We start from the raw sequence: 15,210 nt of genomic DNA, 5'->3' as shown, positions 1-15,210 counted from the left end.
TTTTAAATCACCCTAACCTTCCTTCAGTCTTGTCTTATGGTACTCTGGCTGCTTAAAAACTGTCCGAACTATTGATTCATTAATACCCCATTTAATTCCCAGATGAAAAAAAGTAGGATATTCTCGCAAATAGGATAATGTCATTAAAATTTGGTCTTCTACGCACAATTTACTTGGTCTTCCTGATTTTTTTTGAAGTATTTTTTCCGCTTTAACTATTTTTACCATTTCTTTGAATGTCTCTTGATGCACTCCACAGTAGCGTTTAAAGTCTTTGGGGGTTAACTTTTGTAATTGTTCGTAATTCATATTATTAAGCTCATTTTTTCTTTTATTTTACCTAGAACGATCGCACTTTCGCAAGAGGTCTATTTTAGTACGTAATATCCAGGAGGAGAGTATGTGTAGCAGCAATTTCAATCGCCAAGTTATCTAAAACGCTTGAAAAGCCCTATTTAGTAGGACGCTAAACATATTGGAAAAATTTTCAGTGCGTTTTGGATGCTGCTGCTTCATTCTTTACAGTAAAAATACATAATTTTGGGTTCAGGGCCTTGTCAGTGAATTTACTGGAATGTTATCTTGTCACCATACAATCACTGTCAGACTGCACAATCTACTTTTAAATCAAACGAAACTGGTCTCTAAACCGAGCCTCATTTTTCTATCTCCGTGTTTAGAAAAAAGTAGAAAAACTCTAGTTAACTCAAGATGAATCCCATGTTAAAACTGAGTGCTTTATCCCCAATACATTGCAATGACCGAGCCATCAGCCACGTATTTTTTTCGGTGTGCAAAGAATGGCAACACCCTGAGCTGAAGGCTCAGGGTGTTGCCGAGTTGCGATCGCTCCTGCCGCGGCTCCAATATAGTTGAAGCAATTCCGTCATTTCTGAAAAAACTGTATTAACGCAGCCCCAGTCTTCCCAAAATTAAGACAGAGAAGCGTTTTCTCAAAGATCTCAAAGATTTTGATGCTGCCTACTTGTGGCCCGGTCTCTCCTTAGATACTGTAAAGAGCGTTAACAAGCAGAGCAAGCCGATTTTTTGGGAGCGAGTTAATACTTGTCAAAGGCAAGCTAAGAGTATCCTTTTAGCAAAAACTCTGGAATCAAAAAAAATGAAATAAAAAACGCAGAGACACCATTAATTAAAACTTTCCATCCATCAACTCTACTTACTGGGTAACATTAGGAAAATGAACAACAATCCAATTCGTTCAAAAGACCGTTTCTTGGTTTTCGGCGCTCCGGCGATCGAAGATGCTGAAATACAAGAATTGGTGGCAACCATGAAAACAGGTTGGTTGGGTACAGGCCCGAAAGTCATGAGATTTCAAGACGAATTCAATGCTTACAAGGGTTCCAAGTACGCCACAGCAGTCAATTCTTGTACGGCGGGACTGCACTTGAGCCTCCTGGCTGCTTCGTTACAACCGGGGGATGAAGTCATTACTACTCCGATGACTTTTTGCGCTACAGTTAATGCGATCGTCCACGCCGGGGCAACACCTGTACTGGCGGATGTAGATCCGGTGACCATGAATATTGACCCGGCTCAAGTCGAAGCTAAAATAACTTCAAAAACTAAAGCAATTTTGCCGGTTCATTTCGCAGGTCGTCCCTGCGATATGGATGCGCTTTGCGAGATTGCTAGCCGTCACAACTTGAAGTTAATTGAAGACTGCGCTCACGCGATCGAAACAGAGTACAAGGGACGTAAAGCAGGCACATTTGGCGACTTCGGATGCTTTAGCTTTTATGTTACCAAAAACATTACGACGGGCGAAGGAGGAATGATTCTGGCGGCCAGTAAAGAAGACGCCGACAGGCTCAACATTTTAGCGCTGCACGGTATGAGCAAAGATGCTTGGAAGCGTTTCGGAGACTCGGGTTACAAGCACTACCAAGTGGTGGAAGTCGGTTTTAAATACAATATGATGGATCTGCAAGCTGCGATCGGCATTCATCAAATGAAACGAATTACTCCTTATTGGCAGCGGCGGGAGCAAATTTGGCAGCGCTACAACGAAGCATTTGCGGATTTGCCGATTACTTTGCCCCCCAAGCCAGAACCGGATACAATTCACGCTTATCACCTGTACACAATTCTGGTAGATGAAGCCAAAGCAGGAATCAGTCGCGACGAGTTTCTCAACGCTATGAATGCTGAAAATATCGGTGTCGGCGTGCATTACATGAGTATGCCGGAACATCCTGTGTATCAGGAAATGTTTGGATGGCAGCCGGAAGACTATCCGAATGCTGCGTATATCGGGCGGCATACAGTTAGCTTGCCGATTTCGGCAAAATTAACAGATGCAGATGTGGAAGATGTCATTGCTGCTGTTAAAAAATGTTTGGCGATCGGCCAAACTAAGAATCTGGTTTTGGCAACAGCAGCCTAAAGTCCTGAAATAGGTTGTCATTAAAATATCCTAGCTGTTTTTTCACAAAAGCAGCTAGGATGTTTTTTTTCGATGTTTTTTTCTTCACAACGCCCTTGACAAGGTAATTATCAGCACCTCACTTTAATTAAACGTAAAATCCAATAGCTTTTAGACTCCCGACAACTAGGCGCGAAGTTGGGGTTCAGGGTATTCTGTTTTTTTAAGTGGTCTTACTTAGTAAATCCGGGCTTAAAACCCGGTCTGTTATCTTAGTCCCGTAATATCCAGGAGGAGAGTATGTGTAGCAGCAATTTCAATCGCCAAGTTATCTAAAACGCTTGAAAAGCCCTATTTAGTAGGACGCTAAACATATTGGAAAAATTTTCAGTGCGTTTTGGATGCTGCTGCTTCATTCTTTACAGTAAAAATACATAATTTTGGGTTCAGGGCCTTGTCAGTGAATTTACTGAAATGTTATCTTGTCACCATACAATCACTGTCAGACGGCAGAATCTACTTTTAAATCAAACGAGACTGGTCTCTAAACCGAGCCTCATTTTTCTATCTCCGTGTTTAGAAAAAAGTAGAAAAACTCTAGTTAACTCAAGATGAATCCCATGTTAAAACTGAGTGCTTTATCCCCAATACATTGCAATGACCGAGCCATCAGCCACGTATTTTTTTCAGTGTGCAAAGAATGGCAACACCCTGAGCTGAAGGCTCGCATGGTTGTCCCGAGTTGCGATCGCTCCTGCCGCGGCTCCAATATAGTTGAAGCAATTCCGTCATTTCTGAAAAAACTGTATTACCGCAGCCCCAGTCTTCCCAAAATTAAGACAGAGAAGCGTTTTCTCAAAGATCTCAAAGATTTTGATGCTGCCTACTTGTGGCCCGGTCTCTCCTTAGATACTGTAAAGAGCGTCAACAAGCAGAGCAAGCCGATTTTCTGGGAGCGAGTGAATACTTGTCAAAGGCAAGCTAAGAGTATCCTTGACGATGCTTACTCTCGCTTGGAATTGCAACCTCAACACGCAATTACCCCAGAAACAATTAAGAACGAAGAGCAAAAACTCAAGCTAGTTGACTTTCTGTTTTGTCCCAGTCCGGCAGTAGTAAAATCGTTTCAAGAAACCGGAGTTCCTGAAGAAAAACTGCTGTTAACCACTGAAGGTTGGTCGCCCGAAAATTTCCCCAATTATAACTCTCACAAACCGCCGTCAGAGGAAATTAACATCCTGTTTCTCGGTTTTGCCTGCGTCCGCAAAGGGACTCACCTGCTCTTGCAGGCTTGGGAGCGAGCAGGGATTAAGGGAAAACTGACAATTTTTGGCAGACTCGAACCGGCGATCGCTCAAACTTGCAGCCATTTGCTGGAACGTCCTGATGTAGTTCATTTTGATTATGCCTTGGACTACAGTTCTGCCTATCGCCAAGCTGACTTTTTTGCCTTTCCCAGTCTGGAGGAAGGTAGCGCACTCGTTATCTATGAAGCAATGGGTCATGGTTTGCCGATTCTCACTTCACCGATGGGAGGAGGCGGTGTTGTGCGTGATGGCATTGACGGCATAATTCTCGATCCCTACGATACAGACGCCTGGGTGGAGGGACTGCGAAAACTATCTAATTCTCCTGATTTGCGGGCTAAGATGGGAGCCGCCGCCCGCCAGCGAGCTTTGGAGTTGACTTGGCCACAAGTTGCTGCTAGGCGCGGAAAGCAGATTCGGGAAAAAATGCAGGCAAAATAAATACTAAAAAGGAGAGGACTGACGAAGAGTCTTTATTGCCTAAAATCTTTAAGAAACGACTCTTCGTCCTCACTACTTGCCTGATGGTGATTATATGACAGGACTACATATAAGTCCTACTCAAGTTTAATTAAAGCGACCTAATTATTAACTTTGCCTTGAGTTAGTTGTAGCCTCCAGAAGCCAGCCGTTTGTCAAATAACCACTGTTTGCTTTCAGGGGAATCATCCAGCCAGCGATCGATCAATTCTGCCCATTTGACAGGTAGGCGCAACTCATACCAGGTTGAGTGAGAAGCGACAGAAAGATTGTGGTAAAGCGCTGAATCCGAAATTACTTTTTCGATAGATTCGGCTAAAGCCAGAGAGTTTCCCGCATCAAAAATCATGGAATTAACGCCGTTCTTTAAATAGATTTTAAACATCGGGTGATCCGAAGCTACTATCGGTGTTTGAGTGCGTAAAGCGTGCTGAATTGTCAGTGGAAAACCTTCGGGATATTCGTGCCTGCTAGTAATCAAAACGAGATCGCATTCTCTCATTAAGGGTTCTATAGTCTGAGCTGGTATTACTCCCAGAAATTCTACAGAATCTTTAATTTGCAAATGTTCGGCTCGCTGGGCAAAAAACTCTTCTTCGCCTGTACCTGCCAATTTTAAGTTAACTGATATATTCCGCTCTTTTAGCTTGGCTACGGCTTCTAAGATATCACCAACTCCCTTGCTTTGTATTAACAAGCCCGCGTAAAAGAGTTTCAAAGTGTTGAGGGTCGGTGGGAGTTCTTTCGGCGACAAAGAGCCTGGATTGGTCTCTATCAGGAAGTCCCAAGGAATTATTTTATCTGGTTTCACTCCAATTTGTTTGAACAATAAAGATGAAGTAAGGCAGTAAGTCCCTACCCATTCTATTTGCTTGTTATTCAACAACTTGGCTAGAAAATAGTTGCGGATTTTATTTCGCCAACTTCTGGTCGCAATAGATTCTGCAAATACAGCGATGGTTCTAATTTTATTTTTGATTGCCCACTTAAAAACGTCTGGAAGAACTGTCCGCATGATTAAGTGAGTCGGATTTTGTGCAGCAATTAATGCGATCAATTTTTGGGAATTAATTGGGTGACTAAATCCGCAACCTATCGCCCGCACGCCGTTTTCTAGAACCAGATCGTTAAATTCTGGTGTCATGCAGCAAATAACAGTTACGGACTCCGCTCGTTTTGCCATTTCGGTAACGGCATCAACAGAATATTTTTGAGCGTAGTATGTTTCGTTTCCACCTTTGGCTAAACGCTGAAAGGCTTCTGCGTAATCGCCGGCATACTGAACTATGACTAAGCGCATTTTCCTCAACTCTGGTTGTACAGTATTTAATAGGACTTACGGTGCAAAAGATGTGTAAACACGGTGATTGGGACGGTTTGATGTACCGCCACGACCGCACTATTAATTTTATTTTGCTTCAGCCTTATTATAAAGAGTTTTGGCAACGGTCACGTCAATAGACAGCGGCTGCAGTCGCTTTGTATGGGGGGTTTTAGGCTAATTTTTTCTTGATTTTTCTGATAGTGTGCTGCAAGTAAAATGCGAGAATTAATCCAGACTTAGTAAGTAGAAATACTCTCCCCTGCAATTTGATGTCCGAAGTTGGGCTCTTTGCTCACTTTGGGTACTCACTTAGCATATTGGAGGGGATGCCAGCAGAATTTGCCTGTAAAATTCACAAACCGTGACAATATTTGGTTTTAAGGAATTCAGTAAGCCAAAGTTTCTAAAGTTTCCCGCAGATAGGAACGAACCTGCTGATCGATGGTGGCATTTTGCTGCTGACGCTCAAAATTGAGTTCTAGCTGCCAGCGTTGAAATCCCGAACTTGCGCCGATCGCGGATTTGAGACTGCCCCAGATTTCAGAATCTTCGCACAGATCGATCGGCTCTGCGGCTTGAGGTTCTTCTGCGATCGGTAGATAATTCGCCATATTGTTATACCTCTGTTTTAATCCCCTGTAAGCATTGAAAGCTTACCTTGACACTCTCTATTATAGATTCTTATCTCCAGATAGCCAATATAAAATATCCACAACCTGCGATTAAAAATTAAATATTAAGACTATTAATAATCTCAATCAGAAGAGGGGCATTACCTGTTTTTTTTACAGCATACATCTGTCCAAAGTAAAGTAGCTTAAATTACAATTGTGCCCATCTTAATTATTTATTTCACTTTTTTTCGCTCGACTGTTCGGGTAGAAATGTAACGCCGTTGGTGTCAGCAGGTTTTGGGTTGACAATACTGCCGGCTGACGAATTCCCTATGCCGGATGCTGGCTCAATTGACTCTGCGGGTGCAGCAACAGCGGCAGTTGTCTCGGCTGCCAAAGCCGGCAAAAGTCGATCGACTTGCCAAGGCGCGATCGTAAAATCCTGCCGAATTTTTTCTAAAACATGAGGCTTTGTCGCTGCAAATTCTGATTCCGGCGTCAGCAAAACCCCCATGACACTAGCAGACACCTGCAAAAACAAATTGCTAGCTAAAAAAGCAGAAGCTGCCAACAACAATCCAGCCCACCGCAAGGAAGGAGGAAAGGGAGCCACCGAAGCTGCGAGGGGAGCGAAGCGGTAGAGCTGCCACAAAATTACTGCCAGCAAAACAGCAACAAAAAGAGCGATTCCTTTATTTAACTTAGTTTTAAACCGAGTCAGAATCCGCTGCTGCAAAGAAGTTAAATTCTGCGGTTTCACCGCCACCACTAAAATACTAAAAATGTAAAAAGGGCGGAACCACTGCATCCACAGCACAGGAACAATACCTGCTACAGCCACTAAAAACATTTCTAACCACACAGGGAGCAGGGGAGAACCCACTGCGAGTCCCAGCAAGCACAGTCCCAGGAAAATCGGCAATGTAGCCGCCCCAGAAAGATGAATCCACAAAAAAGGATCTGACCAAAAAGAACGCACTTTAAATAGTTATGAGTTATGAGTTATGAGTTATGAGTTTTAACAGTCTCAGACGCACTATTGACCCAGAAATCCGGTGCGAAGAGTACATATCTAGCGGTCAAACCGAGCATTTTGGGAAGAATATCGGTTGCTTTGCGTAATTCTTATTTGAGTTTTAAATTTTGAATTTTCAGCAACAGGCAAGACGATTAGGACGTTTTTAATTGCTGACATCTCTGCTTTTATTGATTCTTCCTTCTCTCCCTGATAACTAAAACCTTTTTCCTTCTTGCTTCTGCTAGAAGTTGAAAACAAAAGTTGCGAGTGATGAGTTTGGGAGTATTGAGTGAAGAGAATAGTGGCGAGCGATCGGCAATTTAGTTGCCTTCGCTCAAAACTTCTCTTCCAACCCAACACTCACAACTCAAAACTATTGAGATAGAGTCCGGCGCTTAGTAACCATCCGGTAGGCTTCAATAAGATCGCCCTCCGCCCAGTCGCTAAACCCGCTCAAGGAAATGCCGCATTCAAAGCCCGCATTGACTTCCTTGGCATCTTCCTTCATCCGTTTTAGGGAGTCGAGGACACCTTCGTAAACGACATTGTTGCCCCGACGCACCCGCACCTTACAGTTACGGATGACTTTGCCAGAGAGTACCATACATCCAGCCACAGCCCCGCGACCGATCGCGAAGACAGCGCGCACTTCGACTTGACCCAAAGGTTCTTCCACCAATTCGGGTTCCAGCAGGCCTTCCATCGCCCCTTGAATGTCATCCAAGAGGTTGTAGATGATGCTGTATTCCCGCACGTCTACCCCCGCTTGGTCGGCGGCGAGGCGAGCGTCGGTGGCGAGAGTAGTATTGAACCCGATAATTACAGCATTACTGGCTGCCGCGAGGTCAATATCCGTTTCTGTAATTTCCCCAGGAGCAGATAGCAGCAGTCGGAGTTGAACTTCTTTTTGAGGAAGTTGAGTCAGAGCGCCGACAATTGCTTCGAGGGAGCCTTGGACATCTGCCTTCAAGATCAAGTTGAGTTCCTTGAGAACGCCTTCCTTAGCTTGTTGAGAGAAGCCGCTGAGGCTGATCCGGCCGCCTTGCAGCAGGCGGGAATCTCTTTGGGAGGTAGCTCTTCCAGAGGCGATCGCAGCAGCTTCTTTTTCGTTTGCGAAGACATCAAACTCGTCTCCGGCGCGAGGAACTTCCCGCAGCCCCAGCACTTCCACCGCGAAGGATGGAGTTGCTTGCTCTACGCGCTCGCCCCGGTCATCGATCATTGCCCGCACCTTGCCCAAAGCCGAGCCTGCGACCACAATATCGCCCACTCGCAGAGTGCCGTTCTGCACCAGCAGAGTTGCCACAGGCCCCCTTGCCTTGTCGAGGTGAGCTTCAATCACAGTACCCTTAGCCGGTCGGTGCGGGTTGGCGTTGAGGTCTTCCATTTCCGCCACTGTCAGAATCATTTCCAACAGCGTATCCAGGTTTTCGCCTCGGATCGCGCTGACTGGAACCATCGTGATATCGCCGCCCCAGTCATCTGCCACCAAGCCATACTCAGTAAGCTCTTGCTTCACCCGTTCCGGCTGAGCACCCTCCTTGTCAACTTTATTGATAGCCACCACAATTGGCACTTTCGCCGCTTTCGCGTGGCTGATCGCTTCAATTGTCTGGGGTCGCACGCCGTCGTCGGCCGCCACCACCAAGATGGCGATGTCCGTAACCCGTGTTCCCCGAGCCCGCATCGCTGTAAAGGCTTCGTGGCCGGGCGTATCCAAAAATACCACCTGCTGGCTCTTGCCTTCGTGTTCCACATCTACGTGGTAAGCACCGATGTGCTGGGTAATGCCCCCAGCTTCTCCCTGAGCCACCTTGGTTTTGCGGATCGAGTCGAGCAAGGTAGTTTTACCGTGATCCACGTGACCCATAATCGTTACTACTGGGGGACGGCGTTCTAGGTATTCCAAATCCGCTGCGTCCAGCATCTCGATCACTTTGATAGCTGGGGCTACTTTTTCTGGGGTTTCCACCTCTACGCCCATTTCTTCGGCTACCATCCTCACCGCTGGAATGTCCAGGGTTTCGGTTATATTTACCGCAATTCCTTTAGAGAAAAGCCGCTTAATAATTTCGGTTTCGGGAACAGCCAGAGTAACTGCTAGTTCTTGAACGGTCATCGGCCTGCTCAGCAGCAGCTTTTCTGGACGTTCTACCTTAGCTTCCGCTGTTTTGCCCCGGTTGCCGCGTCCCCCACTGGAGCCTGAAGAAGAACTTTTATCGTGAGAAGGGCCTGGTCTCTTATTTTTTCCGCTGCTTCCGGGTGCGCCCGGAGTTGGTGTTGACTTGGGTGCTGCTTGTCCCTTCGCTTTAGCTGGGCGGGCTAGGGACAGGCTGACCGTGACTGGTGCTGGCAGATCCAAGCCGTTTTCTAAGTCATCATCATCCTCGTCTATGGGTTTGAGGCGAGAACGTTTTGCCTTAACAGCCTTAGCAGCTTTAGCAGCATCTGAGTTTTCGTCATCATCTTCTTCCCAAATGACCGATGTCTTTTTGGCAGGACGAGGGAGGGAGGGCCTTTCGAGGAGAGGAATCTCCAGCAACGGGGTATTATCTTCTTCATTGTCATCAGTGTCATCCCCTATGGCTCCGGTGCCACCGCCCCGGCTACGCAGCCCGGTAGCTGACGTTGCGGGGGCAAGACTCCGGCGCGGGCCGCCGGGCTGGGGTCGATCGGCCAGTTGAGTTTTTACTGGGCCACCAACGCCTTCCCGGCGCGGTCTTTGCGCGTCGCGAGATTCGGTAGCAGTTCCCGGTGCAGGTCTGCTGGGGCGGCTCGGTTTAGCCGGCGCTTCCAGAGTTTCTGACTGTTCTGATTGCTCTTGCTCGGTTTTTGCAAGTTTGAGTACCGGCTTGTTTCCCAGATTTTGTGGGGTACGGCTAGCCGACTCGGACGCTGCTCTAACTGGCGGCGACGTGAGTTTTGCCGACGGCCCGGGGGGAGCGAGCGGCGGTTGCTTGGTGCGTTCGGGAGCCTTTTCCAATGAAGGTTGAGGTGTCAGAGGTGCCTGAGCCTGCGCGGTTGTTTCCGCGATCGCACCTACTGTTTCCGACACTGTTTCCGACACTGTTTCTGACGGAGCGGCCGAGACAGCCACATTTGGCTTCGACAGTACAGGTCGATTGATATTTGGTTTAGCTGGAGGCTGGAGTTGTTGAGCTGCGGGCGACTTGGGAGGAGTTGCCACGGTGGCCCCAGGCTGGTTTTTTTGCTCCTCGTTGCCCGCAGGCTGGGAGTTTGCACCAGCCGGCCGTACTTTTGGACTGCGTATTTCTAAAATTTGCTGCTTTTTTTGTTGGTCGTTAGGGTGAGGGCCAGATTCTCTAGATGGCGCTGCTGCTCTTTCGGGGGGAGCTGGCTTGCCGGGGGAAGAGTGGCTGCTGGCTACGTATTTTTCCGCCGTTTTGCGAATGCGCTCTGCTTCTGATTCTGTAATTGTGCTGCTGTGGCTCTTGACTGAAATATTGAGCCGCTCGCAAACTGCCAAGATGTCTTTATTATCCAAATTTAGTTCCCGTGATAATTCGTAAATTCTTACTTTGCCGTTGTTCATCCACTCTGCCCTCTTTTGTGCCAACCAGTTTTTACATTGTGATTTTTTGTTCTAATGACGACATCATTCGCTGTGATTGATTCAGTGTCAGGAATCGGGGTTTTGGTACTCGCTCAGCAATTTTATCTAAAAAGATGCAACTCGCTGAAGTCTGCGGTTGAAGAATTCTCAAGTCTGTTTGGGAACTTGGAACTCCGAAGTCTGAGTTTTGGCAAAACCCACTATCTCAAGCTTCAAAGTTTGCCTTTCCACCTTGAGGATACCTCTGGTAGTACCCTACCCTTATCTAATCTGACACAAATCTTTCCAGACTGGTGGGCAGATCGGATTGGGGTTTTATAGCTGGCGCTACCGGTAATTACTGGTAGGGCTGCCAAGAGGGTTTATACAGTCGATACCGAACCATTGTCGGTTTTTCGTCAGGCCCGGTCAGAGTAAGATGTACAGTCAGATGTGGCTAAACGCTGCCAAAGTGTTTGGTACAGTTCGTCAGACACAGGCGCTTTGAGCGATCGCCCAAGTCGATTTTTTTTCTGAGCTGCTTTGAGGCATTCGCCTTCCCGACAAAGGTAAGCAGATCGGCCCATGCCACGATCTAATTGTACCTGATGAGAAGGATAGAGCCTGACTACTCGCCAAAAAGCTTCCTTAGGAGCTATTTTTCGACAACTTGCACAGCACCGGTAGTTCGATTTCATCGGAGTGAGAGGGGGAGTAGGGGGAGAGGGGGGAGTAGGGGACAAGTCCTCCTTGTCTCCCGAAGAGAGAAAATCTTATGACAAGGAGTCAGAAGACAGAATTCAGAATTCAAAATACGCCATGCCCCATGTCAGGGGTAACGGTCACGGAAAAATTTTTTGCGATCCCCGATTAAAATCGCGGGATTTCAACCTCGATTCTCCATCCTGTCGCACAGAACCCATTCTGGATTCTGCCTCCTGAATTCTGAATTCTTCTTCGGTAAATGTCACAGTTTTTAGACGGCGGCTTCGGTTTCCTCCGTGGCGACTGCCTCCTCTTCCTCAAATTCTGCGGTTTCCTCGTCGTCGTAGTCGCCTGCTTCGTCTGCGTCGTAGTCGCCTGCTAGTTCTTCGAGCCTAGTTGCTTCTGCTGCCAATTTGCTGTCTTCGGCGGCGCGATCGTACTTAGCAATATCTTTGATATCGATTTTCCAACCAGTGAGGCGGGCTGCGAGGCGGACGTTCTGACCTTCTTTGCCAATGGCAAGACTGAGTTGGTCTTCAGCGACCAAAATGTGAGCTCTCCTGCCTTCGGGAGCAACTAAACGCACTTCATCTACTCTAGCGGGACTCAGAGCGTTGGCAATATAAGTTGCTGGGTCTGGAGACCAGCGGATCACGTCTATTTTTTCGCCGCGCAATTCGTTGACTACTACCTGAATCCGCGATCCCCGCGCTCCGATGCAGGCTCCTACGGGATCTACGTCGCGATCGAGAGTATCAACTGCTATTTTAGTCCGGGGGCCGACGTGCCGGGAGGGCGGATTTGCCTCCCTGGCTACGGCGACAATCCTCACCACCCCGTCTTCTATTTCTGGTACTTCGTTAGCAAACAGGTAAACCACCAAACCTGCGTCCGCTCTAGAAACAAGTAACTGCGGCCCTCTAGTAGAGCCTTCGCCTACTTTTTTGAGATAAACCTTGAATGTAGCGTTGGCCCGGTAATTGTCGTTGGGCAACTGTTCGCGCTTAGGGAGTTCGGCATCTACTTCTGGCTGACCGAAGCTGCTGGTAACTGCTAAAATTACCGACTGCCTCTCAAACCTGAGAACTCTTGCTTGAAGAACGGTTTCTTCTAAATCTTTAAACTCTTCTTGAATCATTTTGCGCTGTTGGTCGCGCAGTTTTTGAGCTAGAACTTGTTTCGTCTGGATGGCGGCCATGCGACCAAATTCTTTTTGATTTGGTGTTACATCTACGAGCACGATGCTGCCCGGTTGAGCTTCCGTGGCTACTTCTTGCACTTCCGTAAGTGAGATTTCGTGATCGGGATTGATGACTTCTTCGACAATAGTTTTGTTGGCTAAAACGCGGAAACCTTCTTGTTCGGCGTCGAGTTCTACATCAAAGTTGTCGAAGTATTCTTCGCTGAAGTGATCGAGTTTTTGGGTACGGCGGTAGCGTTCGTATCCTTTGAGCAGGGCTTCTCGCAAGGCTGCTTGGACGGCGTGTTTGGGTAAATTACGTTCTTTGCTAATACCTTCGACCATTTCTTTTAGTCCGGGCAGGGGAACCATTGACATATAAAACGCTCCTTTTTTGCTGTGGTAATAAGTAACTGGTAATCGGTAATTTGTACTTGAAAAGTTTCAAGGAAAAGTGATGAAAGAGGAGTGATGAGTTACTGGATTGGATTAGGGTAACTCGGTGCTGTAACAATTTATTTGTTGTCCCTATTCAACCCGCTGCTACAGATAGGATTGTTAAAAATTAACTCGCAGCCAAGCGTTTTCAGCTTGCTGCGAGGCAATCTCAAAACTCAAAACTCAAAACTCAAAACTCAAAATTTCCCTTTACCTCTCCTTTCCTTCGTCTAGTTCAACTTTGACAATCTGAGGGCGGGGAATTTTAACCTGTCGCCCTTTTTGATTGAGATAAACCGCTGTTTCATCCCGGGACAGGAGCAGTCCTTTCCACTCTTTGATTCGCGAGTCCGGTTCGGTAGCTTTGACTGTCACGGGGAAACCTTTAAAGGTAATAAATTCTCGATCGCTGCTGAGCAATCGGGATATTCCGGGACTGGAAATCTCTAGCACGTAGGCATCGGGTATGATGTCGGCTGCCTCTAACTCGGCATCGAGGGCTGTGCTCATGCGCTCGCAGTCGCCTAAACCGGTGTCTTGTTGGAGGTTGCGGATGTCTACCCGCAAGACGGGAGGATTTTGGTTGGTGTGAAACACTGCTCCCACTACTTCCAATCCCAGTGTTTCCGCAACGGGGGTAGCTAAGTCAATGATTTGTGGGATTAGGGGATGAGTCATATCGAATACTTAAGTTAAAACTCCTAAACTCGGACACGGCAAGGAAAAATTTGTTGTTGAGATTGCTTGGCTTTGAGGTGGTTTGATTAGGTGGCTGCGACTTTCGTCTTCAACTTTGGGACTTACCTAACATCCCAGCAGGGATCTCAAGCGGGGGGATTACCCCTACTAAATCAGTCCTCAACTTGCAAGTCAGACGCCCTGAGCTCTTTTCCTGCGACTAATGCAACAAAAAAAGTGGGCTTGACCCACTCCTAGGTAAAACAATTTCTTCCAAGAAGTTTGAGGACTTCTTTCGATCGAAGGGAGGCCTCTGTTCTAAGTTTAGCTCGATCGCCCGCCCGGTGACAAACCTGATCGCCCTCGGGGGAGCGTCCGAGGGGAGAGGGGGAGAGCTGACAGAGGGAATGAGGACGACTTCATCACCGTTTTGGAGTGGGGTGGGGCGAGGGCAAATTCCTTGTTGATAGCGAAGCGGGTGGGTCGCCTCTAGAACTGTTGGCGGCACTCAGGCGTTCTAGGACTTGCGATACGGAGGTTTCTTTGGGAAATTCTAATTTCAGTTGGGACAAGCCCTCTGCTTCTTGATAGGCGGCCAAGAGTTTGACAGTGATGGTGATTGGTAGATTAGACATGGGCGATCGCATGATTAACGGTATATTGACAAAGCAGCAAAACTAAGATTAACCCTAAAAAATCCCCATTACTAATGCTGAATTGGAAGCTCAATTACAAACTCTACCCCCCATTCGGGCGAGGAAATGCAGGTCAGCTTACCACCATGTTTTCCTTCTACGATCTCACGGCTAATCGACAAACCTAAACCTGTGCCTTTACCCACTGATTTAGTAGTAAACATCGGCGTGAATAAATGCTGCATTACTTCCTGAGTTATACCAACCCCATTATCAGCAATCCGAATCACCACTCTGTCATCCTGAAGCATTTCAGTGCAGATCCGAATCTGTGGACTGTCATTGCTCTGTTTCTTTTCCCCACACAGCGGACAACTGATCGTAGACTCTTCTAAAGCATCAATTCCATTCGCCAATATATTCATAAACACCTGATTAAGTTGCCCCGGATAACACTCGACTAGCGGCAATTTGCCATACTCTTTAATCACTGCAATTCCTGGGAAACTTCCTTTAGATTTCAGTCGATGCGCTAAAATTAATAAGGTACTATCTAGCCCATCGTGAATATTCACTGGCGTTAGTGCCGATGTATCCAACCGAGAGAAATTACGCAGTGACATAGAAAGATTGTAAAGTCGCTCTGTTCCTAGCTCCATTGAATCAATAATTTTTGGCAAATCTTCAACAATAAAATTTAACTCAATCTCCTGGGACTTATCCTCAAATTCTGATGTCGAAGTAACGTTGTGCTGGCACAGCCGAGTCATCCCGATCAAATCGGCAATATATTCCTTGGCAATAGGGATATTATTGCAGGGTAAGAGCATCTCAATCAGTCTTGACAAAAGGATTTGAGAAGAAGCATCATGTATTCATCATTCATTGCAGC

Annotated in this window: 13 protein-coding genes; 3 read left to right on the top strand and 10 right to left on the bottom strand. The window is 46.8% G+C overall.

Annotated features, from left to right (window positions below; translation table 11 throughout):
- Positions 1 to 12 precede the first annotated feature (12 nt).
- A complete protein-coding gene (locus QUA13_RS28325) occupies positions 13 to 309 on the bottom strand; it encodes a transposase family protein (protein ID WP_333203903.1) in 297 nt (98 codons plus the stop codon).
- An 889-nt stretch (positions 310 to 1,198) separates the two neighbouring features.
- On the opposite strand from QUA13_RS28325, the gene QUA13_RS28320 reads away from it, so the two are divergent.
- A complete protein-coding gene (locus QUA13_RS28320) occupies positions 1,199 to 2,407 on the top strand; it encodes a DegT/DnrJ/EryC1/StrS family aminotransferase (RefSeq protein ID WP_333203901.1) in 1,209 nt (402 codons plus the stop codon).
- A gap of 599 nt (positions 2,408 to 3,006) precedes the next feature.
- A complete protein-coding gene (locus QUA13_RS28315) occupies positions 3,007 to 4,134 on the top strand; it encodes a glycosyltransferase family 4 protein (RefSeq protein ID WP_333203899.1) in 1,128 nt (375 codons plus the stop codon).
- A 163-nt stretch (positions 4,135 to 4,297) separates the two neighbouring features.
- On the opposite strand, the gene QUA13_RS28310 is transcribed toward QUA13_RS28315, so the two are convergent.
- From QUA13_RS28310 to infB, 4 genes are all read right to left on the bottom strand, one after another.
- Positions 4,298 to 5,473, bottom strand: a complete 1,176-nt coding sequence (locus tag QUA13_RS28310) for a glycosyltransferase (protein WP_333203898.1) — start codon at positions 5,471 to 5,473, stop codon at positions 4,298 to 4,300.
- Between the two features lie 410 nt (positions 5,474 to 5,883).
- Entirely contained in the window at positions 5,884 to 6,108 is a 225-nt protein-coding gene (locus QUA13_RS28305; protein ID WP_333203896.1) for a hypothetical protein, read from the bottom strand.
- 241 nt (positions 6,109 to 6,349) lie between these two features.
- Complete coding sequence (locus QUA13_RS28300; RefSeq protein ID WP_333203894.1) at positions 6,350 to 7,090, bottom strand: low-complexity tail membrane protein; 741 nt, start codon at positions 7,088 to 7,090, stop codon at positions 6,350 to 6,352.
- A gap of 412 nt (positions 7,091 to 7,502) precedes the next feature.
- Entirely contained in the window at positions 7,503 to 10,682 is a 3,180-nt protein-coding gene (gene infB, locus QUA13_RS28295; RefSeq protein ID WP_333203892.1) for a translation initiation factor IF-2, read from the bottom strand.
- Between the two features lie 54 nt (positions 10,683 to 10,736).
- On the opposite strand from infB, the gene QUA13_RS28290 reads away from it, so the two are divergent.
- The gene (locus tag QUA13_RS28290; RefSeq protein ID WP_333203890.1) at positions 10,737 to 11,024 is read left to right on the top strand and encodes a hypothetical protein; all 288 of its coding nucleotides are present in this window, start codon (positions 10,737 to 10,739) and stop codon (positions 11,022 to 11,024) included.
- Positions 11,025 to 11,101: 77 nt separating this feature from the next.
- Here QUA13_RS28290 and QUA13_RS28285 read toward each other — a convergent pair whose 3' ends face one another.
- The 5 genes from QUA13_RS28285 to QUA13_RS28265 all read right to left on the bottom strand — a co-directional run bounded on the left by QUA13_RS28285 (position 11,102) and on the right by QUA13_RS28265 (position 15,148).
- Positions 11,102 to 11,380, bottom strand: a complete 279-nt coding sequence (locus QUA13_RS28285; protein ID WP_172191971.1) for a YlxR family protein — start codon at positions 11,378 to 11,380, stop codon at positions 11,102 to 11,104.
- A gap of 278 nt (positions 11,381 to 11,658) precedes the next feature.
- On the bottom strand, positions 11,659 to 12,945 hold the full coding sequence (nusA, locus tag QUA13_RS28280; RefSeq protein ID WP_333190845.1) for a transcription termination factor NusA: 1,287 nt from the start codon (positions 12,943 to 12,945) through the stop codon (positions 11,659 to 11,661).
- Positions 12,946 to 13,215: 270 nt separating this feature from the next.
- A complete protein-coding gene (gene rimP, locus QUA13_RS28275) occupies positions 13,216 to 13,683 on the bottom strand; it encodes a ribosome maturation factor RimP (RefSeq protein ID WP_333161177.1) in 468 nt (155 codons plus the stop codon).
- Between the two features lie 422 nt (positions 13,684 to 14,105).
- Positions 14,106 to 14,318, bottom strand: coding sequence for a hypothetical protein (locus QUA13_RS28270; RefSeq protein WP_333203888.1), 213 nt, complete (start codon positions 14,316 to 14,318; stop codon positions 14,106 to 14,108).
- Positions 14,319 to 14,389: 71 nt separating this feature from the next.
- Positions 14,390 to 15,148, bottom strand: coding sequence for an ATP-binding protein (locus QUA13_RS28265; protein ID WP_333203886.1), 759 nt, complete (start codon positions 15,146 to 15,148; stop codon positions 14,390 to 14,392).
- Positions 15,149 to 15,210 lie beyond the last annotated feature (62 nt).

Source organism: Microcoleus sp. S28C3, from assembly GCF_036700785.1.
Lineage (GTDB): Bacteria > Cyanobacteriota > Cyanobacteriia > Cyanobacteriales > Microcoleaceae > Microcoleus > Microcoleus asticus.
The sequence above is the reverse complement of the archived record's forward strand: the minus strand, read 5'-3'. Positions and strand labels throughout refer to the sequence as shown.